The organism is Namhaeicola litoreus, from assembly GCF_042679565.1.
In the GTDB taxonomy this organism is placed as follows: Bacteria; Bacteroidota; Bacteroidia; order Flavobacteriales; family Flavobacteriaceae; genus Namhaeicola; species Namhaeicola litoreus.
This window is the reverse complement of record NZ_JBHTMY010000003.1, coordinates 797424-822460: the sequence shown is the minus strand read 5'-3', so window position 1 is coordinate 822460 and position 25037 is coordinate 797424. Positions and strand designations below refer to the sequence as shown.

Below are 25037 nucleotides of genomic sequence, written 5' to 3'. Positions count from 1 at the left end.
TTATAAAGTTATTTTCAGTTTTTCTATCAATTGTGGTAAGTACTTGAGAACTGCCAATTCCCTTAATTTCTCTCTTACCTCACCTGCAGGAACACCATAGTAAACTTTACCTCCTTCAAGTGATTTTGAAACACCTGTTTTTCCCTGTAAAACCGCTTTGCTACCCACAGTAACCCCGCTGGTAATTCCCACCTGACCCCAAATGGTCACTTCATCTTCAATCACACAACAACCCGCAATACCAACTTGAGCCGCCACTAAACACTTCTTTCCCAAAACAGTATCATGCCCTATCTGAACCTGACAGTCTATTTTAGTGCCTTCTCCAATCGTAGTATCTCCCGTAACGCCGCGATCTATCGTGCAAGAAGCACCGATATCCACATGATCCTCGATCACCACTCTTCCACAAGATAAAAGCTGATCAAAACCCGCTGGCCTTTTTTTGTAATAAAACGCATCGCCTCCGATAACAGAGCCTGCATGAATGGTAACATGATCTCCGATAATGGTATGGTCATACAAACTTACATTGGAGTGTATCACACAATTCTCGCCAATGACAACATGATTTCCAACAAATACATTGGGCTGAATTACCGTATTTTTTCCAATAATGGCCGTTTCAGAAATATGTGAATGGGAACTTTGAAAAGGCCTGAAAAATAAACTCAGTTTATTAAAATCCCTGAAAGGATCATCAGAGATCAACAATGCTTTTCCTTCGGGACAGTCTACCTCTTTATTGATTAATACAATCGTCGCTGCAGATTGTAAAGCTTTGTCATAATACTTGGGATGATCGACAAATACTATATCCCCAGGTTCGACGACATGTATCTCATTCATCCCTAAAACGGAAAAATTTGAATCTCCAATATATTGACAGTCAATAATTAAAGATATCTCTTCTAAAGTATATGTTCTTGGAAATTTCATGCAGAGAAAATAAAAAATTACTCCTTTACACGTTCTACATACGAACTGTTACTCGTGTCAATTTTAATTTTGTCACCTTCATTGATAAATAGAGGTACGTTGATTGTTGCACCCGTTTCAACAGTAGCTGGTTTTGTGGCATTGGTAGCAGTATTTCCTTTGAGTCCGGGCTCTGTATGTGTGATCTCTAAAACCACATGCGTCGGCATATCCACTGAAAGTGGTGCTTCATCTTCTGCGCGCACAATAATAGAGACAATTTCTCCTTCTTTAAGCAAATCGGGAGTATCCAAAATTTCCTTATTCAAAGTGATTTGATGATAATCATCTGTATTCATAAAATGAAAAATATCTCCCTCAGGATATAAAAACTGATATTTTCTTGTTTCAACCCTTACCTCTTCGATCTTATGTCCGGCAGAAAAGGTGTTATCTAATACTTTACCTGTTGTGAGACTTTTTAATTTTGTCCTAACAAAAGCTGGTCCTTTACCTGGCTTTACGTGTAAAAATTCTACAATTTTATAAGTGTCATTATTATAGACAATGCATAATCCCTTTCTGATATCTGATGTCGATGCCATATTTCTTTATTAATTAATAATTGCTTGAATATCCTTTCATGATGCCTCTTTGAGAATTTCGTATAAAGGTGATCACCTCATCTCGTTCTGGTGTAGCATCCATTTCTGCTTCTATGATACGAAGCGCCTGTGTAGTATTATTATTCTTTTGATATAAAATGCGGTAAATATTCTGAATCTCTCTGATCTTTTCAGTAGAAAATTCCCTTCTTCTCAGACCTATAGAATTTATACCGATATAAGACAATGGCTCTTTGGCCGCTTTTGTATAGGGGGGAACATCTTTTCTCACCAAAGAACCACCTGAGATCATGGCATGTTTTCCTATATGGATAAATTGATGAACACCTGCCAATCCTCCAATGATGGCATAATCTCCAATTTCTACATGACCTGCCAAGGTAACACCATTGACAATAATTACATGGTCTCCAATAATGCAATCATGAGCCACGTGAGCTGTAGCCATAACCAGACAGTCGTTTCCGATTACTGTTTTGCCAAATGCTTTGGTACCTCTATTGATGGTGGCGCATTCTCGAATGGTTGTATTATCACCTATCACAGCCAGAGAATCCTCATTTTCAAATTTAAGGTCCTGAGGAATAGCAGAAATAACGGCTCCGGGGAAGATCTTGCAATTCTTTCCAATTCTCGCACCCTCCATGATGGTCACATTTGATCCGATCCATGTTCCATCACCTATGATCACATTGTTGTGTATCGTGGTAAATGGCTCTATCACCACGTTGCGTGCAATTTTTGCACCGGGATGTACATAGGCTAATGGTTGATTCATTTTAAATTATTTTATGATTATTCCTCTTGTTTTTTAACGATCTGGGCCATCAATTCCGCCTCTACAACTAATTTGTTGTTGCCATAGCCGTAGGCTTGCATATGGCAGATGCCCCTTCTGATCGGACTGATAAGATCTGCCTTAAAGATCAGGGTATCACCCGGCAACACCTTTTGCTTAAACTTCACATTGTTCATTTTCATAAAATACGTGAGATAATTATCCGGATCGGGTACCGTACTCAACACCAAGATTCCTCCACATTGCGCCATTGCCTCCACCTGTAAAACTCCTGGCATAACCGGTGCACCTGGAAAATGACCTACAAAAAAGGATTCATTCATGGTTACATTTTTCATACCCACCACATGTGTGTCAGATAGCTCAATAATACGATCAATCAACAAAAACGGAGGACGGTGCGGTAATATCTTCATGATAGCATGAATGTCCATCAAGGGTGGCTGATTCAGATCAAACTGAGGAACATTATTTCGCTTTTCTATTTTGATGATCTTGTTCAATTTTTTAGCAAAATTAGTGTTGATCTTATGACCGGGCTTGTTAGCGATTACTTTTCCTTTAAGACGCATACCAACAAGAGCCAGATCTCCAATGACATCCAATAATTTATGTCGAGCCGCCTCATTAGGCCAATGCAAGGTCAAATTATCGAGAATTCCATTGGGTTTAATGGTAACAGAATCTTTTTTAAAAGCCTTGCTCAACTTCTTCATGGTTTCATCAGAAAGTGGCTTGTCTACATAAACGATTGCATTGTTCAAGTCACCACCTTTGATTAAGTTATTGTCCAGTAAAGTTTCAATTTCATGTAAGAAACTAAAAGTTCTGGCATTGGCAATTTCCGTTTTAAAATCGGTGATATTCTTTAAAGTCGCATTTTGGGTACCTAAGATTTTAGTGCCAAAATCTACCATGGTAGTAATCTCATATTTATCAGAAGGCATGATCATGATCTCACTGCCTGTTTCTTCATCTTTAAAAGAAATAATCTCCTTCACTTCAAAAACTTCCCTTTCAGCACTTTGCTCTACAGTACCTGCCTTTTCTAAAGCTTCTACAAAAAACTTGGAAGAACCGTCCATAATGGGTGGTTCTGGGGCGCTTAATTCTATGATGATATTGTCGATTTCTTCTCCAATAATCGCGGCTAAGACGTGCTCTGAGGTATTGATGACAACACCATTCTTTTCTAGATTTGTTCCTCTTTGGGTATCTGTGACATAGCAAGCCAACGCTTCAATGGTGGGATGTCCCTCAAGGTCGGTTCTAACAAAATTGATCCCTGTGTTTTCAGGGGCTGGTTTGAAGGTTAATTTTACTTCTTTACCAGTATGCAAACCCACACCTGATAAAACAACCTCATTTTTTATGGTACGTTGTAAATTACTCATTGTATCATTTATTTTTCAGAAATACTATGTTTCTCTAGATCATTTAACCGTTGAACAATTTTGGGTAAATTTTTAAAATGGACGTAGGATTTGTTGTATTCTCCATAAGGTAACGCAGGACTACCCTGAACCATCACATCATCGGCTAAATTTCTACCGATTCCGCTTTGTGCTTGAATTTTTACTCGATCACCAATGACAATATGTCCTACAATACCTACTTGTCCTCCTATCTGGCAATGTTTACCAATTTTAGTTGAACCTGCAATACCACTCTGCGCAGCAATAACAGTATGTTCTCCTACTTCTACATTATGTGCGATTTGAATCTGATTATCGAGCTTTACACCTTTTTTAATGATCGTTGAACCTAGTGTAGCCCTATCAATGGTAGTTCCTGAGCCGATATCGACAAAATCTTCAATAATGACATTTCCGATTTGAGGGATTTTTTGGTAAGCACCAGATTCATCCGGTGTAAAACCAAAACCATCACATCCAATGATCACACCACTATGAATCACACAATGTTTCCCTATCTGTGATTCAGAATAGATTTTGGCACCTGCAAAAATAATCGTGTCATCACCAATTTTAACATTACTGCCAATAAAAACGTTTGGATATATCTTTACGTTGTTGCCAATAACTGTATTTTCTCCAATATAAGCGAAGGCGCCGACATAAAGTTGATGGCCCATCTTAGCAGACGAATGTATATAATGTGGCTCCTCGTAACCACTTTTGTTTAATTTAACCTGATTGTAATACTCTAACAATTTGGAAAATGCTTTATAAGAATCTTCAACTTTAATAAGCGTGACACTGAGTTCCTTTTCAGGCTCAAAACTCTTGTTGACTATGGCAACCGAAGCCTGGGTAGTATAGATGTAAGGTTCATATTTTGGATTGGACAAAAAGGTTAAAGACCCCTTTCCTCCGCCTTCAATTTTAGCGAGTTCAAAGACTTCTTCCTCCGGATTTCCAACCACAACTCCATCGAGTAGTTCAGAGATTTGTGCTGCCGTAAATTTCATTGCTGCAAAAGTAAGAAAAATAATGTTGAGTGTTGTTTCATTTATTTCGGATAACAAATATAGTATTTGCTAATTGATTCTGAAAAAGAGCTGGCACGAAACAGATCCGAGGACTCAGCTAAATCCAATAAATCGCCTTGCTTATTCAGTAATTGAATATTTTTGAATTGCGAATCATAAACCTTTAATTTGATCTCTCCTGTAAAAACAAAGTAACCGATATCTTTTCTGTCTATTTGATTTTTTGTCAAATACTTCAATTCCTTTTTGTTCACATAACCTTGAGGAATGGGTTCTGAAAACATTTCAATTTTTGGCAGTTTTCTGTTGAGCAATGACCTGCACAATTCTGCCAAAACCAAATCAGCGTGACCTGACCATAACTTAAGTGCAGACAAAACATCGTTATCATCCAGAAGGGCAAACATATGGATAGAAAGCGCTTCCATTTTCACTTCAGCTTTCTGAGCTTTTAAAAAATAAGATAAAGCTTCTGTACATTGAACTTCAATTCCTTGACCAATGAGCTCTTTGGCTCTTTTTAAAACATTCACCAAGACATGCTCAGCGGCTACACCGGTTTTGTGAAGATAGGCCATCCAATACATCATTCTTCTCGCCAAAATGAATTTCTCTGCAGAATAGATACCCTTTTCCTCCAAAACCAATTGGTCTTCAAAAACGGTCATCATACTTATCAATCGGTCAGAATTGATATTTCCTTCCGCAACACCGGTGTAAAAACTATCTCGTTTTAAATAATCTAAACGATCCATATCTAATTGCCCTGAAACCAATTGGTGCATAAACTTTCTGGGATAACGATTGGTGAAAATGTCAATCGCTAAATCTAATTTTCCGTCAAACTCTTTATTCAAACTTCGCATGAATTGCAAAGAAATTTCTTCGTGATCTGTGCTTACGATAGAATTTTCCAGGGCATGAGAAAACGGACCATGTCCGATATCATGCAATAAAATACTGATCAACAAACCCTCCTCTTCTTGATTAGAAATTTTTACTCCTTTTAAACGCAAAGTATCTATTCCTTTTTGCATGAGAAACACACAACCCAGAGCGTGGTGAAACCTGGTATGATGCGCTCCTGGATAAACCAAATAAGACAATCCCATTTGTGAAATCCTCCTTAAACGCTGAAAGTAAGGATGCTGAATAATTTTATAAACAAGCTTGTTGTGAACATGCACAAAACCATAGATTGGATCGTTAAATATTTTAATTTTTTTCACACTGTTTAACTTGTTTTTTTGTACTTTGCCCATTGGTTCTTGGCAGTTCTTTAAATGATAGTAGCCACAAAAATAAACGATTAATTTAATTTCTTTAAGACAAGCAATGAGTTTAGCTAAAATATTATGGGTAGATGATGAAATTCAGAATTTAAAACCTCATATTTTGTTCTTGGAAAAAAAAGATTATAACGTAAAACCCTGTACAAATGGTGCCGATGCCATCCAATATGTACAGTCAGAAAGTTTTGACATCGTTTTTTTAGATGAGAATATGCCGGGCCTATCCGGCTTAGAAACACTATCAGAGATCAAAGCCAAACTACCTAACCTTCCCATCATCATGATTACCAAAAGTGAGGAGGAATATATTATGGAAGAAGCCATCGGCTCTAAGATTGCAGATTATTTGATTAAACCTGTAAATCCAAATCAGATCTTATTGAGTTTAAAAAAGAATTTAGATACCTCCAGATTGGTTTCCCAAAAAACAACTTCTAATTACCAACAAGAATTTAGAAAGATTGCCATGGATTTAGCCATGGTGAATACCTATGAAGATTGGATAGAATTGTATAGAAAATTGGTTCATTGGGAAATTCAACTAGAATCTATCGCAGATCCTGGAATGGCAGAAATTTTAGAAAGTCAAAAAACGGAAGCTAATTCTCAATTTTTTAAATTCATCAAAAAAAATTACGCTGATTGGTTCGCCGGGAATGATAAACCCATCTTATCCCATACTTTATTTAAAGAAGTTGTTGTACCTCATTTAAGTGCTGAACAAAACACTTTGATGATCGTGATAGACAATTTGAGATATGACCAATTAAGGGTGCTCGAACCGATTATTTATGAGTATTACAAAACGGTGGAAGAAATTCCTTTTTACAGCATTTTACCCACAGCAACCCAATATGCAAGAAATGCAATTTTCTCTGGTTTAACGCCTTTGGATATGGAGAGGAAATATCCAAACTATTGGAAAAATGATACCGATGATGGGGGTAAAAACCTGTATGAAAGTGAATTTTTATCCGAACAAATAAAAAGACTGAATTTAAAGATCAAACACGAATTTTACAAGATCATCAGTTTGAATGATGGAAAAGACTTGGTCAATAATTTTTCTAAAATTAAAGAAAATGATTTGACGGTTTTGGTGTATAACTTTGTGGATATGCTTTCCCATTCTAGAACAGAAATGGAAATGATCAAAGAATTGGCCAGCGACGACAGAGCCTACAGATCCCTAACCTTAAGTTGGTTTAAGAACTCTCCTTTGTTAGAGATTATTCAAAAAGCAAAGCAGGCTGGTTTAAAATTAATTATCACAACAGACCACGGAACGATCAATACCAAGAGACCTTCTAAAGTGATCGGGGATAAAAACATTAGCGCAAACCTTCGCTATAAAACAGGCAAAAGTTTGAGCTTTAATGATAAAGAAGTATACGAAGTAAAGAATCCGAAAGAGATATTTTTGCCTTCGATCTATATGAGTAGCTCATTTATCTTTGCCAAAGAAGATTATTTCTTTGCTTACCCCAACAACTATAACCACTTTGTAAAGTATTACAAAAATACCTATCAACACGGCGGTATTTCTCTCGAAGAAATGATTATCCCTTGCCTCATCTTGGAACCGAAATAGGAATTTTTTATTGTGTGCATAAATAATGATCTGCTAAAAAATCTGCTGCCCTATGAGGGCGAGGTATTTGATCATGGCATCATATTTCCGAAAGAAGTAAGTCAACATTATTTTACAGAACTATTGGACACTTTGCCATGGGAATCTGATGAATTAATCATGTTTGGAAAAAGGATCATCACCAAAAGAAAAACAGCTTGGATTGGAAATAAAGGCCTAAAATATACCTATGCCCAACAAACAAAAATTCCGACTCCATGGACAAACTCATTGCTGGAAATAAAAAATAAAATTGAATTAATTACTTCTGCTAAATTCAATGCCTGCCTACTAAATTTGTACCATAATGGTCAGGAAGCCATGGCTTGGCATAGCGATGATGAAAAGGAATTAGGAGATTATCCTGCCATCGCCTCATTGAGTTTTGGTTCATCGAGAAAATTTAGCTTCCGACATAAAGGTACCAAAGAAAAAGTATCTTTAGAGTTAAGCGATGGACAACTTCTGATGATGCAAGGTGAAACCCAAAAATATTGGTCGCATATGCTGCATAAATCTGCTAAGATTAAAGATCCTAGAATAAATCTGACCTTCAGGCAAATTTATGGTACCTGAAACGTTTAATCTCAAATTAATTTTGGCCTTCTTTTTTCAGAATGTTCCATACTTTTATTTCATCCTCAGGCTTTACACCTTCTTTAACTTCTACAAATATTCCATCACTTACACCCAATTCGATATCTTTTCTTTCAAAAGTATTTTCACCTGTTTTGAGTTCTACATAGGGTTTTTTGGTTTCGACATCATATTGTACCAAGGCCTCTTTGATCGCTAAAACACTGTCTACTTTGGCCAATATAATAGAAGCATTGGCACTCAAACCCGCTCTGATAAAAGTATCCGAACTTTTAGTCAGTGTTCCCTTAATTTCAAATTGCACAGCCCCATTCTCAAGAACTCCTTTAGGAGCGATGTAATCTAATACTGCATCGAAAACGGCATTATCAATGGCTCCAACCGTAATTTCTAAGGGCAATCCTTCTTTGATTTTTCCAACTTCTGATTCATCAACCTTACCTTCAAAGATCATTTTGTTCACATCAGCCAAAGAAGCAATTGTGGTTCCTTCGTTAAAATTATTACTTTCTATGACCTGATTCCCTACTTCAACGGGTACGTCCAATACCATTCCACTAACGGTCGACTTGATCAATGTATTGGCACTATTCCCCAATCCCTTGGTCGATCCTGTTTTTACGATATCGTAATTTTCATTTGCCGCTTTATAACCTTGCGTTGCTTGTTTGTAGGTAACTTCTGCTCTTTCCAGTTCTTGTTTTGAGATGACGCCTGATTCAAATAATTTCTTTTGACGGTTGTAATTTCGTTCTTCATCATCCAAAGCGATTTTTGCCGTATTGATATTATTCTTGGCATTGTTTAAAGCCGATAGATTGGGAATAATTCTGATTTTAGCGATGAGGTCATTCGCTTTTAACACATCACCACCCTCTACATATACTTCTTCTATTACCCCCGAAATATTTGGTTTGATCTGTACTTCTTCTAAAGGTAAAATACTTCCGGTAGCTACCGTTTTGCGTACAATATTTTGTTTGCTCGGTTTTTCGGTTTCATAAACAACAGGATCCTCTGCATTTTTAGAATAGAGATAATATAGAGCTCCGCTAAAAGAGAGCAAAATAACGATTAAAATAATAATGGTCGTTGTTTTTTTCATGGGTTAAATAGTTATTCAGTTCTTAATGCTTCTACTGGTTTAATTTTGATGGCGCTTCTGGCAGGTACAAACCCGGCCAAAAGTCCGGAAAATATTAAAATACTCAAGGCTGTAAAAATGACGCCTAAACTTACACTTGGATTCAAAAACATATCCACAGGACCTAATTTTTCAAGAGCGAAATTGACGAGGTAAATGACTAAAGCGCCAAAGGCGATCCCTGCCATTCCGGAAACCAAGGTGAGTACAATAGATTCCGTTAAGATCTGACCCTTGATATTCCATGGAGATGCGCCAATCGCTCTTCGAATGCCGATTTCCTTTGTTCTTTCCTTCACTACAATTAACATGATATTACTTATACCGATGACACCGGATAGTAAAACCAATATACCTACAAAATAAGCAATGACTTTTAACGCCGTAAAGAGGCTTTCTACCCTTTGATATTGTTCAAAAAGATCAAAATAGCCTATCGCTCTTGCGTCTTCGGGATGTATTTTATGGTTTTTTCTGAGTAAAGAGACGATCTGTTCTTTGATCCCGGTTATCGGTGTATTGTCATTGGCAGTAATGGCCATCCAACCTACGTTATCTCCTTGATTAAAGGCTTGGGAAAATGAAGTAAAAGGCACAAAAATTTGCTTTTGCGCTTCTTCCGCATCTCCTCCTGAAGATTTCTTTTTATAAACCCCAACCACCATAAAATTGACCCCATTGATTTTTACGTAGGTACCCAAAGGGTCTTCGCCTCGATCATATAAACCTGTTTTGACACTTTCGCCAATCACAGCTACTTTTCTTTTTTCGTTAATATCACTGTAACTGATAAATCTACCCGCAATAATATCCATGGGTTCTTGTTCGATAATTTCAGGATAATCACCATATACATTGTATGCCCCTGTCTTTAAACCTCTGATGACATTATTGGTACCATTGAAACCGTTGAGTTGATTTCTGGGTGAAATAAAGCGTAAATCTTTAAAATTTTCTCTGAGATCCTCTACATCGCGTAAATTATAATTAAATCTTCTTCCTTTAGGCATACCAAGGTAAGGTCTCGTTGCGGTTCTCGTCCAAATAAACATCGTATTTGTAGCGATATCACCAAAATCAGATTTGATTCCATTTTCTAAACCTTTACCGGCCGATAAGAGTAATATCAAAATAAATATACCCCAAAATACCCCAAAAGCGGTGAGTAGCGTTCTAAACCAATTTGAGGTTAGCGTCTCTAATATTTCGTTCCAACGATCTCTGTTAAACATCATTCATGTTTTAAAGCTTCAATCGGTTTAATATGGGCTGCCTTATAGGCTGGTATAAAACCGGCTAAAGTTCCGGCTATAATTAAGACGAATACCATGGTGAGGGCCATAGAAAAATCTACACTCGGGTTACTCACATAATCCACTTCAATATTGGGTCCTACAATTTCTAACAGTGCCATTCCTAAAATTAAACCGGCAAATCCGGCCAGAGCAGTGACAAAAATAGATTCGTGCAGGATCATATTAATGATCGACCAGGGTTTCGCCCCAATCGCCTTCCGGATACCAATTTCTCGAGTACGTTCTTTGACCACGATCAGCATGATATTGCTGACCCCCGCCACACCTGCAATGATGGTGCAAATGCCAACAAACCAAAAGAATAAGGCCATATTATCGGTGAGTGTATAAAATCTTTTTGCTTCATCCAGAGCATTATTAACCCCAATAGCCCTGTCGTCATCCGGGGCGATCGTATGCGCTTCCTTTAAATAGGTCTTTAAATCGGAAACAAATTGGTTTGATGCTTCCACAGTCTCGTCATAACTACCTCTTGGAGCTATGGTAAAAGACATGGAACCAATTTTATCCCCACCATTAAAAGTAGTTTGAAGGGTACTGATGGGGACAAAAATTCTGTTCTCCTCCCTTTCTCCACCAAAATCAGAATAGACACCTATAACTTGAAAGTTAATGCCACCGATCTGAATATACTCATTCACAGGATTTTCAGTTCTTTTCATCAACTCATTCCAAATTTTCTCACTGATGACGATTACCTTGAGCTTTTTGTCAATATCATCTTCATTGATAAATCTTCCGCTCAACATTTGAGCGTTTTCTACTTGTTGCATATTGGGATGTACACCTACGACACCATAACTACCAGCTTCTTGCTTGTAATTGGCAGATAGTCCGCCACGCCACATATTCGCTGATTTGTATTCAATATCTTCCCTGAATACCTTGGAAGCATAATCGAAATTTTGATTTCTGAGTTCAATTCTTCTGCCCGGATTTAAACCTTTATACTCTTTTGTAGTTACCTCACTCCATACCCATACAACATTGGTTGCATCCGCTTCAAATTCCTTCCGTATCCCATTTTGCATCCCTTGACTAAACCCCAGGAGTATGACCAATATAAAAATACCCGAAGCTACTGATAAACTGGTCAAAAAAGTGCGCAGTTTATTCTTGTGCAGGGTTTCAAAAATTTCTCGCCAATTGTCAAGGTTAAACATGGGGGTCTGTTAATTAGTTGTGATCTTATCTGTTTAGACTGTAAAATGTGATATTTGTTACAGTCTCTACCAAAGTATTTTATGCTTTACTTCAACAAAAATTCCTTTTATGAGTGTTTTTCAATATTATTCTATTCATTTTAAACACGGAGTAACAATAAAACCTGTGCTGCATATGTTGAGACATTGTGCATAATTATTCTAAAAAAATTAAAGATTTCATGCTGACTAAATAAAATAAAATGCACAATTTTACAGCTTCAAAAACCAACAAGATGAAAAAACATAATTTCAGCGCAGGTCCAAGTATTCTTCCCCGGGTGGTATTGGAACAGGCCTCAAAAGCGATTTTAAATTTTAACAACCTCGATCTGTCATTGATAGAAATATCCCATAGAAGTGCTGATTTTGTTGCGGTCATGGAAAAAGCCCAACAACTCACTTTAAACTTATTAGGGTTAGAAAACAAAGGCTATTCCGTACTTTTTTTGCAAGGAGGAGCTAGTTTAGAATTTTTAATGGTCCCTTATAATTTGATGAAAGAAAATGGGAAAGCTGCGTATATAGATACAGGAGTTTGGAGTTCAAAAGCCATAAAAGAAGCGAAACTATTGGGTAATGTAGAAACTGTAGCTTCTTCTAAAGACAAGAATTACAGTTACATTCCTAAGAACTTTTCTATCCCACAAGATGCAGAATATGTACACTGTACAAGTAATAATACAATTTTCGGAACACAAATCAAGACTTTCCCAAAAACAGATATGCCATTGGTATGTGATATGAGTTCAGATATTTTTTCTCGTGTACTGGATTTTTCTCAGTTTGATTTGATTTACGCGGGTGCACAGAAAAACATGGGTCCTGCAGGAACAACTTTAGTGGTTGTCAAAGATGAAATTTTAGGAAAAACCGGAAGAACGATACCAAGTATGCTGGACTATCAGGTACATATCAATAGTGAAAGTATGTATAACACGCCTTCTGTGTTTGCAGTTTATGTGTCTATGTTAACCTTGCAATGGTTGAAAGATTTGGGTGGTTTGGCGGCCATTGAAAAAATGAACAATGCGAAGGCAAAGTTGCTTTATGACGAAATTGATACCAATCCGAATTTTAAAGGTACAGCAGCCATAGAAGATCGATCTCATATGAACGTTACTTTCCTGATCGAAGACACAGAAAAAGCAGCGTCATTCGACAAACTTTGTAAGGAAGCAGGTATATCGGGTATCAAAGGACATAGATCTGTTGGCGGTTACCGGGCAAGTATTTACAATGCCATGCCCCTAGAAAGTGTTCAAGCACTCGTCGATATCATGAAAAAAATATAAGTTTAAATTCAAAATAGACATAAATGAAAGTTTTAGCAAATGATGGTTTAGCCAATTCTGGTGTTTCAGCACTCGAAAAAGCAGGAGCAGAAGTGATTTTAAAAACCGTTGCCCAAGAGCAACTCGCTAACTTTATCAATGAAAATAAGGTAGATGTATTATTGGTGAGGTCTGCCACAACAGTGCGAAAAGATTTGATAGATGCCTGTAAAGGTTTAAAAATCATTGGTCGTGGAGGCGTAGGAATGGACAATATTGATGTCGATTACGCAAAAAGTAAAGGAATAAAAGTGATCAATACACCTGCAGCTTCTTCTCACTCTGTAGCAGAATTGGTATTCGCACATTTGTTCGGTATGGTTAGATTTTTACACGATTCAAATCAAAATATGCCTTTAGAAGGTGATACAAAGTTTAAAGAACTCAAAAAAGCCTATGCCAAAGGTGTTGAACTAAAGGGTAAAACCTTAGGTGTCTTAGGTTTTGGTAGGATCGGACAGGCAACAGCCAAAGTAGGTTTAGGTGTTGGGATGAAAGTAGTGGCCTTTGACCCTTTTATTGATAGCGCACATCTGACTTTGGATTTTTTCGACGGACAAAGTGTTAGCTTTACCATTGACACCATTTCGAAAGAAGAAGTTTTAAAACAGGCTGATTTTATTACACTACATGTTCCTGCCCAAAAAGAATATGTGATCTCTAAAAAGGAATTTGACCTGATGAAAAAAGGAGCAGGTATTGTCAACGCGGCAAGAGGTGGCGTGATTGATGAAGTTGCCTTGGTTAAAGCGATTGAGGAAGGTAAAATTTCTAATGCGGCCTTAGATGTGTTTGAAAACGAACCAACGCCGGAGATTCAACTTTTAATGAACAAAAATATTTCATTAACCCCTCATATCGGTGCGGCTACCTTGGAGGCACAAGATAGAATCGGGGAAGAATTAGCGACTCAAATCATTGAGATTTTAGGTTAATTTTATCCTTTTATTTTAAAATAGAGATTATATCCCGTCTGGTTTATAATCTCTATTTTTGTTTGATAATGAATTGAAACATGGCCAAAGTAAAACCCTTTCGGGCTGTACGACCTACCAGAGACAAAGTTGCACTGGTGACTACGCGTTCCTATGAGCTTTATGACATGAAAGAACGACGTAGTATCCTCAAATACAACCCCTTTTCTTTTTTACATATCCTTGAACCGGGTTTTAAGTTTAATAAAGTGGTGAAAGGGTTGGAGCGCTTTAGATTGGTCAATAATCGATTTCTAGAATTTAAAGAGAATCAGATTTTTCAAAAAGAAGAAAAGCCTGTTTATTATTTGCATGAAAAATCCTTTGGAGAACATGTATATTGGGGGATCATTGCCGTTTGCTCTGTAGAAGATTATGAAAACGCCGTCATAAAGAAACATGAAAATACCCTGGCAGAAAGAGAAAAGTTGTTTGGGCATTATTTGGAGGTAGCCGGATTTAATGCCGAACCTGTGTTAATCACCTATCCGAACCAAATAGAAATTGACCATTTATACAACAGGTATAAATTGGAAAGGGCCGAATATGAATTTACGACCAATAAAAAAAGAAAACACCAATTATGGATCATTGATAATCCGGCTGATATTGCTTTAATTGAAAAAACTTTTGATTCCATTCCACAATTATACATTGCTGATGGTCACCATAGAAGCGCTTCCTCGCATTATCTCAAAAATCTGTTGAAAAGCAAAAACAAAGGGCATACCGGAAATGAATTCTATAATTACTTTATGACCTACCTGATACCTGAATCGAATTTACAGATTACCTCATTTGATCGTTTCATTAAAAAATTAAACATGTCCAAGGAGGATTTTTTAGTGCAACTCGATGCTTATTTTAGAATTGAAAATTTGGGAAATGAGCTTTACAGACCTTCAAAAAAACATCATTTTAGTATGTACCTGGATGGAGATTATTTTAAATTGTATTTGAGAAGTGAAAAGTACAACATAGAAAATGCCTTAGACGAATTGGATGCACAAGTACTGTATAAAACCATTCTAAAACCAATTTTAAAAATAGATGATCTAAGTGCCGACAAAAATATAGTCTATATCCCTGAAAAAGAAAACCTGAATCAACTGAAGACAATCGTAGATGAAAAAAAATATGCAGTTGGTTTCGGACTCTTTCCTGTGACCACAGAGCAATTAAAGGCAGTTGCAGATGCGAAATTGACCATGCCTCCAAAAAGCACCTACATCCAACCCAAATTAAGAAGTGGTTTAACTATTTATGAATTAACAGAATAAGTATGTTTATCAAAGAAAAAATTAAACTTTTAAAAACAAATATCCCTGCCGGTGTTACTTTGGTAGCAGTGAGTAAAACAAAACCCATTGCAGATATTCAAGAAGCTTTTGATGCCGGGCAAAAGGTCTTTGGAGAAAATAAAGTACAAGAAATGGTACAGAAATTCGAAGAGCTCCCTAAAGATATTCAATGGCATATGATTGGGCACGTGCAAAAGAATAAGATCAAATACATGGCCTCTTTCGTTGCATTAATTCATGGCGTCGATCATTGGAGTACTCTTTTGGAGATAGATAAACAGGCAAAAAAGCATAACCGGGTGATCAATTGTCTGCTTCAAGCCAAAATTGCCAAAGAAGAAACCAAATTCGGAATGTCATTTAAAGATATCGAAGCATTACTTCATTCTGAAGAATTGCCAAATTTGCACCATGTAAAAATTTGCGGCTTGATGGGTATGGCTAGTTTCGTAGAGGATGAAAATACAATCAGGGAAGAATTCAAAAGATTAAAAAACTTGTTTGACAAATTAAAGTCTGATAAAACTTTTGCTGGAAATATCGATATGAAATTCCTTTCTATGGGAATGAGTGGAGATTACCCTATAGCTATTGAGGAAGGAAGCAACATGATTCGTGTAGGTTCAGCTATTTTTGGTGAAAGAAACTATATAGCCAATTGATTCCTGCTATGATAAATAGATCAACCCTTCTTTTTTGTTTTTACTCTACCTTTTTTTCCTTTGCCCAGGAAAATAATCAAAATTTTGAGTCAATTTCAAAAGGTATAGGATATCACCTCATTGATTCTACGCAACAAAACACATTGATTTGCTTTGGCGGATGGAGTACCCAAAAAGCCTGGGTAGAGAATTGGGCCCAAGAAATAAATAAGGCCAAATCCTCTTTGCAACTGAAAGAAATGTATGCGGTCAAAGGACCTGATGACGTGTATTATAAAGATGATGAAATCGCATTACATAGTTTAACAAATCACCTAAGGAGTGGTACCATAAACAATAAGATCATCGTATTGGCGCATTCCAGCGGAAGTTTTGTGGCTCATAAGTTTTTTCATGATTTGGCTGAAAATAAAGCTACCGAATTATTAAATAAAATCGAATATTACAACCTGGATGGAGCCATTGGGTCGGATACACCTAAAACAACCATAACTTCAAATATTGCAGGACAACTCCATGCGATTTACGCGGTTTATGCAATAGAAGATCAATCAAATCAACGCTCTCCAAACACCGAGGAAATGAAAAAAATGGTTCTACTCTATCCCGACAAAGTCTCGAGCATTGTGTTGAGAAGCAAGAACTCAGGATGTATAGACCCTTGGTGTGTTCATGAAATTTTGATCAATGCCGTACCTTATAATAAAAATGGTTTTGATCTAGAAAATGATTATTTACAATTAAATGAAGAACATCCGGTCACAACGCAGTATCTGCAAGACTAGTGCAAAATCTTAAAAAGAAGTTGTTTCAATATATCCCCATGTGTTGATTGCCCAGCATTCACCCCTTTACTTTGAAGATCTGCTTCTCTTAAATGTGAGATGACTTGTGCTACTTTTCTCATAGGATAAGTTTTAGCGGCCCTTTCTATGTCTTTTAAAGCATAAGGACTGACTCCTAATGCCTTTGAAGCATTGATTCTTCCTTTATCCTTTAACCCATGATACATCAACAATTGTGTAAAAAAAGAGTTGAGCAGAGAAATGGTCATGATGATAGGATTGCTCTTTGGGTTTTGTGAAAAATACTGTATGATTTGATTGGCTTTAAAAACATTTCGCTCTATGATGGCACTCTTTAATTCGAAATTATTAAAATCTTTGCTGATACCTATATTTTCTTCAATATGAGTAGCATTGATCTGTGTTTGGGCCGGCACGATCAGCATGAGTTTTTCCAATTCATTGCTGATTTTTCCCAGATCCGTCCCTAAAAACTCTACCAGCATCTGAGCAGCCTTTACCTGAATGGTATAACCTTTTTCATTGAGCACATAGTCGATCCAATCGGGTACTTGATTTTCATAGAGCTTTTTACTTTCAAATAAAACTCCGTGTTTCCCGATAACTTTGGCTAGTTTCTTTCTTTTATCTAGTGTTTTGTACTTATAGCAAATCACTAAAACCGTACTCATTTGCGGATTTTCGGCATAGGCACATAGATCTTCGATCGTCCTGGACAAATGTTGTGCTTCTTTCACGATCACAACCTGTCTTTCAGCCATCATAGGATAGCGTTTTGCATTGGAAATAATGTCGTCTACACTCACATCTCTACCGTACAAAACCAGCTGATTAAATCCCTTTTCTTCTTCTTTTAAAACATCATTTTCGATTATAGCCGTAATTCTGTCGATATAATAAGCCTCCTCACCCATCAAAAAATAAATAGGTTGAACATGACCCTTTGAAATATCCTCTTGAATTTGTTTTACCCGATTCATGTATAATGGTTAATTTAGCCTCCTAGAAAGCAGCATAAGTATACGACATATGGTCGAATTAAATTTTCCAACCTATCCCTTCAGGCTCAAAAGTAAAGAAAATAAAGTGTTTATTTTTGACATCCTGAGAAAAAAAGAGGTCGTGTTAACACCTGAAGAATGGGTGAGACAACATGTTCTTCACTGGCTTATAAACGCAAAAAAATATCCTGCCTCCATTATTGCCATAGAGAAACAATTACAACTCAATAAAATAACAAAGCGCACAGACATTCTGATATTCGATAAAAGTGGTCAACCCGATGTCATCATTGAATGCAAAGCACCACATATTTCCATCACTCAAAATTCTTTTGACCAAATCGCCAGGTACAATTTAAAATTAAACGCGAATGTGCTTATGGTCACAAACGGATTACAGCATTATTACTGTGCCATCGACCATACCAACGAGGCCTATGTCTTTCTTCCCGAACTTCCCACTTATCAAAAATAAATACTTTAAAAAGGCTAAATATCTGGGCTTTTATTTTAAGTTTGCAACCTTTATAGAAGCATAGTAAATTGAAAATAGCGGTAGTCATACTTAACTGGAATGGAGAAAAATTATTAGAAAAGTTCTTACCATCCGTTGTACTTCACAGCAAAGACAAAGCCGATATTTATATAGCCGACAACGCTTCTACAGATGGTTCTATCAATTTCCTGAAAAAGAATTATCCCGAAATAAAAATTGTACAAAATACCACCAATGGTGGTTATGCAAAGGGGTATAATGACGCTTTAAAAAGGATTGATGGAGACATTTATGCCTTGGTAAATTCAGACATTGAAGTGACTGAAGGATGGTTAGATCCTATTGCCGAAGAATTTAAAAAATCTGAAAATACAGCCGTTATCCAACCCAAACTCTTGGATTATAAAGACAAGACCAAATTTGAATATGCAGGAGCCGCAGGTGGTTATGTCGATTTTTTCGGCTATCCATATTGTAAAGGAAGGGTTTTTAACCATTTAGAAACTGATCATGCCCAGTTTAATGATACCTACCCGGTTTTCTGGGGTAGTGGAGCTTGTTTGTTTATCAGATCTCAAGTTTATCATAAACTAAAAGGTTTAGACGAAAATTATTTCTCTCATCAGGAAGAAATTGATCTTTGCTGGAGAATACAGAATGAAGGTTTTGAAATTAAATATGTGGGAGCTTCTGCGGTTTACCATGTTGGAGGAGCCACATTGCAGGAATCAAATCCGCGTAAAACATTTTTAAACTTCAGAAATAGTTTGTTCACGATTGCCAAGAATGTGCCAAAACGCTATGTGGTTATTGTGGTTTTAGCACGTTTGGTTCTCGATGGAGTAGCCGCACTCAAATTTATCTTTGAATTGAGACCCATTCATTCATGGGCAATTCTGCGCGCCCATTTTAGCTTTTATTGGTACCTCCCAAAAATGCTAAGAAAAAGAAAATACATCTCTTTTAAACAAACCAGATACTTTGATTGTTTCAGCATTGTATGGGAGCATTTCGCTTTGAGAAAAAAGACTTACAACGAATTACATACCAACGGCTAATTATACTTTGTTCAAACCTTCCCCTCCTCTTAGGAGCCTGCCTGCCTTTGGAAGGGGGTGGCTGAAAGCCGGGATGGTTCTAGAAACTACAATCTTGATTTCCAACCTTCCCCTCCTCTTAGGAGCCTACCTGTCGGCAGACAAGCCCGCATGCCATTTTACCAGCCTTAGGGATGGCAAGGCAGGGCGTGGTAACCACCTCCCCCTTCGGGTACTCCTCCTAAAAGGAGGAGAAGTTTTACATACATTTAATAGTGTTAAACTTTTGCATCCCCTCCTTTTAGGAGCCCGCCTACAAGCGAGGCAGGGGGTGGCTGAAAGCCGGGGTGGTTATATTAACAAAGATATTATCTTACAATCCATCCCCTCCTATTAGAAGCCTACCTGTCGGCAGACAAGCCCGCATGCCATTTTACCAGCCTTAGGGATGGCAAGGCAGGGCGTGGTAACCACCTCCCCCTTCGGGTACTCCTCCTAAAAGGAGGAGAAGTTTTACATACATTTAATAGTGTTAAACTTTTGCATCCCCTCCTTTTAGGAGCCCGCCTGCCGGCGAGGCAGGGGGTGGATGAAAGCCGGGGTGGTTAAATATCCAACGTTAACTTTTTATCTTCTTATTCATAAAAAATTATGAAAAGGAAGTATAACCATCAAAACAAACCCCATCTAACCCAAAAAAGAAAATTTTTGAGGAATAATAGCACAAAAGCAGAAATACGGCTTTGGCAATATGTAAAAAATAAGCAAATCAATGGCTTGAAATTTAGACGACAATACAGTATTTACAACTTCATTCTTGATTTTTACTGTCCTGCAAAAAAAATCGCCATCGAATTAGATGGAGAAATTCATAAGAACCCCATTTCAGAACAAAAGGATCATCAAAGAGATTTTCTGCTAGAAAAACTTGGAATAAAAGTATTAAGATTTGAAAATGACATGGTTTTTAAGAATCCTGAAATCATTGTCAACGCAATTTTAGATCACATCAAAACCTAAATCCCCTCCTCTCAGGATCCTGCCTGCCTTTGGCAGGGGGCTGTCATGTAATGTCGGGGTGGTTAATTCAAGTCAATTTTTCTATCCTACCTTCCCCTCCTTTTAGGAGCCCGCCTGCCGGCGAGGCAGGGGGTGGCTGAAAGCCGGGGTGGTTATCCTCTTAGGAGCCTGCCTGCCTTTGGCAGGGGGTGGTACGCAGTACCGGGGTGGTAAAAAAAAGACCATCAATCTGATGGCCTTTTTAGAATTTGCAATTGCTTCTCGATTCCAATATACGAGAATAATTATATCTTTTAGAATTTGAAATTATCCCAACACTTCCTGAACCTTATCTGCCGCCTCTTTGAACTCAACCACAGAAATAACGTTCAAACCACTTTTATCAATCAATTCTTTGGCTTCTACCGCATTGGTACCTTGTAATCGAACAATAATAGGAACTTTGATCTCATCACCCATATTTTTATAAGCATCAACAATTCCTTGAGCTACACGGTCACAACGCACAATACCTCCAAAAATATTGACCAAAATAGCTTTCACCGCAGGGTCCTTCAAAATAATCCTGAATCCGGTTTCTACCCTTTCCGCATCGGCTGTTCCACCGACATCTAAAAAGTTAGCAGGCTCACCTCCTGATTGTTTGATCAGATCCATGGTCGACATCGCCAAACCTGCTCCATTTACCATACAACCAACATTTCCATCCAGATCTACATAATTTAAACCTGCGGCATTGGCCTCTACTTCTATCGGACTTTCTTCTCTCAGATCTCTTAGATCCACATAATCTTTATGACGGAAAAGTGCATTATTATCCAAGGTCACTTTTGCATCTACAGCCAAAATTTTATCATCTGACGTTTTTAATACAGGGTTGATCTCAAATAAAGTGGCATCCGATTTCACATAAGCTTCATACAAAGAAGTGGCAAATTTGGTCATTTCTTTAAATGCTTTTCCGCTTAAGCCTAAATTAAAGGCAATCTTTCTTGCTTGAAAAGGCAACAATCCGGTTGCAGGATCAACTTCCTCCAAAAAGATCAAATGTGGTGTTTCTTCGGCTACTGTTTCTATATCCATTCCACCTTCTGTAGAATACATGATCATGTTTTTACCCGCACCACGATTTAATAAAACCGACATATAAAATTCTTCTGGTTCAGAATCACCAGGATAGTATACATCTTCAGCGATCAAAACCTGATGTACTTTCTTTCCTTGTGGTGGAGTTTGAGGTGTTTTCAACATCATACCAATGATATTTTTTGAAATACTTTCTACCTCTCCTAAATTTTTGGCGAGTTTCACTCCTCCCCCTTTACCCCTTCCACCGGCGTGGATCTGGGCTTTGATGACCCACCAACCTGTGCCGGTTTCAGCGCTTAATTGTTTGGCCGCATCTACGGCACTTTTATGATTATCAGCAACTATACCTCTTTGGACTCTTACACCAAAACTGCTTAAAATTTCCTTTCCTTGATACTCGTGTAAATTCATTACGAATGATTTTTATTTGAAACGTTACAAAAGTAAGGATTTAATTAAAATACTGCAGTACACTAAACTTTTTTATCGTCAAATTGTTTAGTTTTTTTCTTTTGGTTTAACACAATTTTATGAGAATTCAGTGAAAGATTTAGGAATTTCGCAAATATATTTTACATGCTTAACTTTGATGAAATTTATACCATTATTTCTCTTCCTTTTTTTCTGTTCCTATACTTTTTCACAAGATGGTCCTTCAAATAAAAAATTTTTGAAAGCCACAAGAACAGAGGAGTTGATTAAAGTGGATGGTATCTTAGATGAAGCTGCTTGGCAGACCGCAGAAATTGCCAAAGATTTTGTCATGTTAAGACCCGGAAACGGCGACAGAGAGCCTGAAGATCAGAAAACAGAAGTTAAAATTCTATATGACGACCAGGGCATTTATGTAGGCGCATATTTATATGATGCCAAGCCTGAACGAATTTTAAAGCAACTTTCAGAACGAGATAATCTAGGAAATACAGACTTTTTCGCGGTGATCATCAACCCGAGTAACGACGGACAAAATGAATTTGAATTTTTTGTGAGTGCGGCAGGCGTTCAACTCGATGCCCAGGTATCTTTGGCGAATGGCGAAGATTTTAGTTGGAATGAGGTCTGGTTTAGCAACATCCAAATGAATGAGGATGGCTGGGCTGTAGAAATAAAAATTCCTTTTGCTGCCCTCCGTATGCCAAAAGAGGAAAAACAAGTTTGGGGCCTAAATTTCCACCGCCGTATAGAAAGTAAAAGAGAGCAATACACCTGGTATTTTGTTGATAGAACCAAAGGCAACATGTCGCAGTATGCAGGTATTTTAACAGGTATTAACAACATTGATCCTCCTATCCGACTTAGTTTTTTTCCCTTTACTTCCTTTATCGCTTCAGATTTTGACGGAACCACAGATACCAACTTAGCATTTGGAATGGATATCAAATATGGCATCACCAACAACTTCACCCTGATCGCTACCCTCATACCCGATTTTAGTCAGGCTGGATTCGACAATATAGCGCTTAATTTAGGTCCTTTCGAACAGGTCTTTGCTGAGCAGCGACAGTTCTTTATAGAAGGAGCTGATATTTTAAACAAAGGTGATCTGTTTTTCTCTAGAAGAATTGGCAACAGACCTGTTGGAAATGGCGATATCGAAGAATTTACAGAAGAAAACCCACAATATGAGATTCTCGACAATCCAACCCAGGTGGATGTTCTGAATGCGGTAAAGGTGACCGGAAGAACAAAAAAAGGCCTGGGGATGGCAGTTTTGAATGCCGTCACTAGAGAAACAGAGGCCGTGGTCAGAGATACCATTTCTGGTGAAAAAGAAAAAATTGTGACCGAACCTCTAACCAATTATAATATTTTTGTCATTGACCAAGAGTTTAATAAAAACTCCTCCATCGGTTTGGCGAATACCAATGTCACCCGATCAGGAAGTTTCAGAGATGCCAATGTGACTTCGCTATTTTACAATATTGCCAATAAAAAAAACACCTTTGTCGTCTATGGAGATGGTAGCATGAGTAATGTCTCTGAAGACGGGCAAACTACTACCGGATATGCAGGAAATTTGGCTTATGAAAGAACAGAAGGTAAGTTCCGCTATGAATTACGCAGCAGGTTCATGGACGACAAATACGATAAAAATGACCTGGGTTTCAACCGAAACAATAATTTTATGGATTTTATGGGCGAATTGAGTTATCGCATATTTGAACCCACCAAAAACTTTAACAATTATCGCATCAGGCTTTTTGCAGGTCATTTTAGAAGATTTGATCCTAATGTAAGCGTGAGCAATTACATAGAATTAAACACTTTTTTTGTCACGAAAGAACAATTTGCTTTTGGAGGAGAAATTGGGGGAAATATAGGACCCCGGGTAGACTATTTTGAACCCCGAACCGAAGGGAGATATTGGGTAAGAGACCCAAGGATAAGAATGAACGGGTTTATTTCTACGGATTTTAGAAAGAAATTTGCCTTGGAAGCTAGAGGAGATTTTTCGAGGTATATCGGAGAAGGTGGATATGAATACGAAATCGGTTTTTACCCCCAATACAGGTTTAGCGACAAGTTTTTTATGCAATTCGGTATCAGCAGAGAATTGGCAATTGATGAGCTGGGTTTCGTAACGAGTCTGGATGACGGGACCATTATTTTTGGAGAAAGGGAGAGAAAAGAATTAGAAAATGTTCTGACTGCTAAGTATAATTTTAACGACCGATCTGCCCTGTCCTTGGCACTCAGAAATTATTGGTCGCCTGTAAAATACAAAGATCAATATTTTGCATTACAAAAAGATGGTTCTTTAGTGGAAACGGACTATTACGAAGACAACGACCTCAATTTTCACTCTTGGAATTTTGACCTTCGCTATGTTTGGGTTTTCTCAAGAGGCAGTGAACTCGTCGCTCTCTATAGAAACTCACTTTTAGATTTTGAAAATGATTTAGGACAATCAGAAGATAATTATTTTGGAAACATTTCCAATTTGTTCGACCAACCCTTTGGACATAGTTTTTCAATAAAACTGGTCTATTTCTTAGATTACAACAAAGTACGCACCTGGGTACAATAAGAATTAAATAGTTACATCCCACTTCCCCTCCTCTTAAGAGCCTGCCTGCTCGTGGCAGGGGGTGGTACGCAGTACCGGGGTGGTTATATTAACAAAGATATTATCTTACAAACCATCCCCTCCTTTTAGTAGGGTGTTGCAAAGCGACGGGGTGGTTAATATGTTTAAAATACTTAAATAAAAAGAGCTTCCCCTCCTTTTAGGAGGGGTGTCGCAAAGCGACGGGGTGGTTATTTTCAAAAAAATCAAATTACATAACAGCCTTTTCCCCGTCCGTTCGTCAGAGATAGTGAATGATGTGCCATAAATGCAT

22 protein-coding genes are annotated in these 25037 nt (G+C 37.5%); 11 read left to right on the top strand and 11 right to left on the bottom strand.

Annotation, left to right across the window (positions count from 1 at the left end; translation table 11 throughout):
* Genes ACFQ39_RS10945 through ACFQ39_RS10920 form a run of 6 tightly spaced genes read right to left on the bottom strand, consistent with a single transcriptional unit; the run spans position 1 to position 6057 of the window.
* Positions 1-939 (bottom strand): UDP-3-O-(3-hydroxymyristoyl)glucosamine N-acyltransferase, encoded by a 939-nt coding sequence (locus tag ACFQ39_RS10945; protein ID WP_377178950.1) that lies wholly within the window; start codon positions 937-939, stop codon positions 1-3.
* Between the two features lie 17 nt (positions 940-956).
* A complete protein-coding gene (efp, locus tag ACFQ39_RS10940; RefSeq protein ID WP_377178949.1) occupies positions 957-1523 on the bottom strand; it encodes an elongation factor P in 567 nt (188 codons plus the stop codon).
* Between the two features lie 13 nt (positions 1524-1536).
* Positions 1537-2322, bottom strand: coding sequence for an acyl-ACP--UDP-N-acetylglucosamine O-acyltransferase (gene lpxA, locus ACFQ39_RS10935; RefSeq protein WP_377178948.1), 786 nt, complete (start codon positions 2320-2322; stop codon positions 1537-1539).
* Between the two features lie 17 nt (positions 2323-2339).
* Positions 2340-3737 (bottom strand): bifunctional UDP-3-O-[3-hydroxymyristoyl] N-acetylglucosamine deacetylase/3-hydroxyacyl-ACP dehydratase, encoded by a 1398-nt coding sequence (locus ACFQ39_RS10930; protein WP_377178947.1) that lies wholly within the window; start codon positions 3735-3737, stop codon positions 2340-2342.
* 8 nt (positions 3738-3745) lie between these two features.
* Positions 3746-4774 carry a UDP-3-O-(3-hydroxymyristoyl)glucosamine N-acyltransferase gene (gene lpxD, locus ACFQ39_RS10925; RefSeq protein ID WP_377180000.1) on the bottom strand — a complete coding sequence of 343 codons (1029 nt, stop codon included), beginning with the start codon at positions 4772-4774 and terminating at the stop codon, positions 3746-3748.
* 41 nt (positions 4775-4815) lie between these two features.
* A complete protein-coding gene (locus ACFQ39_RS10920; RefSeq protein WP_377178946.1) occupies positions 4816-6057 on the bottom strand; it encodes an HD domain-containing protein in 1242 nt (413 codons plus the stop codon).
* Between the two features lie 73 nt (positions 6058-6130).
* Here ACFQ39_RS10920 and porX point away from each other — a divergent pair, with 73 nt between their 5' ends.
* Both porX and ACFQ39_RS10910 read left to right on the top strand, forming a co-directional pair.
* A complete protein-coding gene (gene porX, locus ACFQ39_RS10915) occupies positions 6131-7678 on the top strand; it encodes a T9SS response regulator signal transducer PorX (protein WP_377178945.1) in 1548 nt (515 codons plus the stop codon).
* A gap of 12 nt (positions 7679-7690) precedes the next feature.
* Complete coding sequence (locus ACFQ39_RS10910; RefSeq protein ID WP_377178944.1) at positions 7691-8293, top strand: alpha-ketoglutarate-dependent dioxygenase AlkB family protein; 603 nt, start codon at positions 7691-7693, stop codon at positions 8291-8293.
* Positions 8294-8309: 16 nt separating this feature from the next.
* On the opposite strand, the gene ACFQ39_RS10905 is transcribed toward ACFQ39_RS10910, so the two are convergent.
* From ACFQ39_RS10905 to ACFQ39_RS10895, 3 genes are read right to left on the bottom strand one after another with little or no spacing between them, the layout of a single operon-like run.
* Positions 8310-9419, bottom strand: a complete 1110-nt coding sequence (locus ACFQ39_RS10905) for an efflux RND transporter periplasmic adaptor subunit (RefSeq protein WP_377178943.1) — start codon at positions 9417-9419, stop codon at positions 8310-8312.
* An 11-nt stretch (positions 9420-9430) separates the two neighbouring features.
* Positions 9431-10690, bottom strand: a complete 1260-nt coding sequence (locus ACFQ39_RS10900) for an ABC transporter permease (RefSeq protein WP_377178942.1) — start codon at positions 10688-10690, stop codon at positions 9431-9433.
* The gene (locus ACFQ39_RS10895; RefSeq protein ID WP_377178941.1) at positions 10690-11937 is read right to left on the bottom strand and encodes an ABC transporter permease; all 1248 of its coding nucleotides are present in this window, start codon (positions 11935-11937) and stop codon (positions 10690-10692) included. Before ACFQ39_RS10895 ends, ACFQ39_RS10900 begins: the two co-directional genes overlap by 1 nt.
* A gap of 275 nt (positions 11938-12212) precedes the next feature.
* Between ACFQ39_RS10895 and serC the strand changes: the two genes are divergently transcribed.
* The 5 genes from serC to ACFQ39_RS10870 all read left to right on the top strand — a co-directional run bounded on the left by serC (position 12213) and on the right by ACFQ39_RS10870 (position 17032).
* Positions 12213-13271, top strand: a complete 1059-nt coding sequence (serC, locus tag ACFQ39_RS10890) for a 3-phosphoserine/phosphohydroxythreonine transaminase (RefSeq protein ID WP_377178940.1) — start codon at positions 12213-12215, stop codon at positions 13269-13271.
* Between the two features lie 23 nt (positions 13272-13294).
* Entirely contained in the window at positions 13295-14245 is a 951-nt protein-coding gene (locus ACFQ39_RS10885) for a D-2-hydroxyacid dehydrogenase (protein WP_377178939.1), read from the top strand.
* A gap of 80 nt (positions 14246-14325) precedes the next feature.
* On the top strand, positions 14326-15564 hold the full coding sequence (locus tag ACFQ39_RS10880; protein WP_377178938.1) for a DUF1015 domain-containing protein: 1239 nt from the start codon (positions 14326-14328) through the stop codon (positions 15562-15564).
* 2 nt (positions 15565-15566) lie between these two features.
* The gene (locus ACFQ39_RS10875; protein WP_377178937.1) at positions 15567-16247 is read left to right on the top strand and encodes a YggS family pyridoxal phosphate-dependent enzyme; all 681 of its coding nucleotides are present in this window, start codon (positions 15567-15569) and stop codon (positions 16245-16247) included.
* A gap of 8 nt (positions 16248-16255) precedes the next feature.
* Positions 16256-17032 (top strand): hypothetical protein, encoded by a 777-nt coding sequence (locus ACFQ39_RS10870; protein ID WP_377178936.1) that lies wholly within the window; start codon positions 16256-16258, stop codon positions 17030-17032.
* On the opposite strand, the gene holA is transcribed toward ACFQ39_RS10870, so the two are convergent.
* Positions 17029-18033: a DNA polymerase III subunit delta gene (gene holA, locus ACFQ39_RS10865; protein WP_377178935.1), complete on the bottom strand. Its 1005-nt coding sequence runs from the start codon at positions 18031-18033 to the stop codon at positions 17029-17031. The genes ACFQ39_RS10870 and holA overlap by 4 nt on opposite strands.
* 49 nt (positions 18034-18082) lie before the next feature.
* On the opposite strand from holA, the gene ACFQ39_RS10860 reads away from it, so the two are divergent.
* The 3 genes from ACFQ39_RS10860 to ACFQ39_RS10850 all read left to right on the top strand — a co-directional run bounded on the left by ACFQ39_RS10860 (position 18083) and on the right by ACFQ39_RS10850 (position 20607).
* Complete coding sequence (locus tag ACFQ39_RS10860) at positions 18083-18529, top strand: type I restriction enzyme HsdR N-terminal domain-containing protein (protein WP_377178934.1); 447 nt, start codon at positions 18083-18085, stop codon at positions 18527-18529.
* A 68-nt stretch (positions 18530-18597) separates the two neighbouring features.
* Positions 18598-19608: a glycosyltransferase family 2 protein gene (locus ACFQ39_RS10855; RefSeq protein WP_377178933.1), complete on the top strand. Its 1011-nt coding sequence runs from the start codon at positions 18598-18600 to the stop codon at positions 19606-19608.
* Positions 19609-20238: 630 nt separating this feature from the next.
* Positions 20239-20607, top strand: coding sequence for an endonuclease domain-containing protein (locus ACFQ39_RS10850; RefSeq protein WP_377178932.1), 369 nt, complete (start codon positions 20239-20241; stop codon positions 20605-20607).
* 306 nt (positions 20608-20913) lie between these two features.
* Here ACFQ39_RS10850 and sucC read toward each other — a convergent pair whose 3' ends face one another.
* On the bottom strand, positions 20914-22107 hold the full coding sequence (sucC, locus tag ACFQ39_RS10845) for an ADP-forming succinate--CoA ligase subunit beta (RefSeq protein ID WP_377178931.1): 1194 nt from the start codon (positions 22105-22107) through the stop codon (positions 20914-20916).
* A gap of 259 nt (positions 22108-22366) precedes the next feature.
* Between sucC and ACFQ39_RS10840 the strand changes: the two genes are divergently transcribed.
* Complete coding sequence (locus ACFQ39_RS10840) at positions 22367-24724, top strand: DUF5916 domain-containing protein (RefSeq protein WP_377178929.1); 2358 nt, start codon at positions 22367-22369, stop codon at positions 24722-24724.
* The last annotated feature ends 313 nt before the right edge of the window (positions 24725-25037 follow it).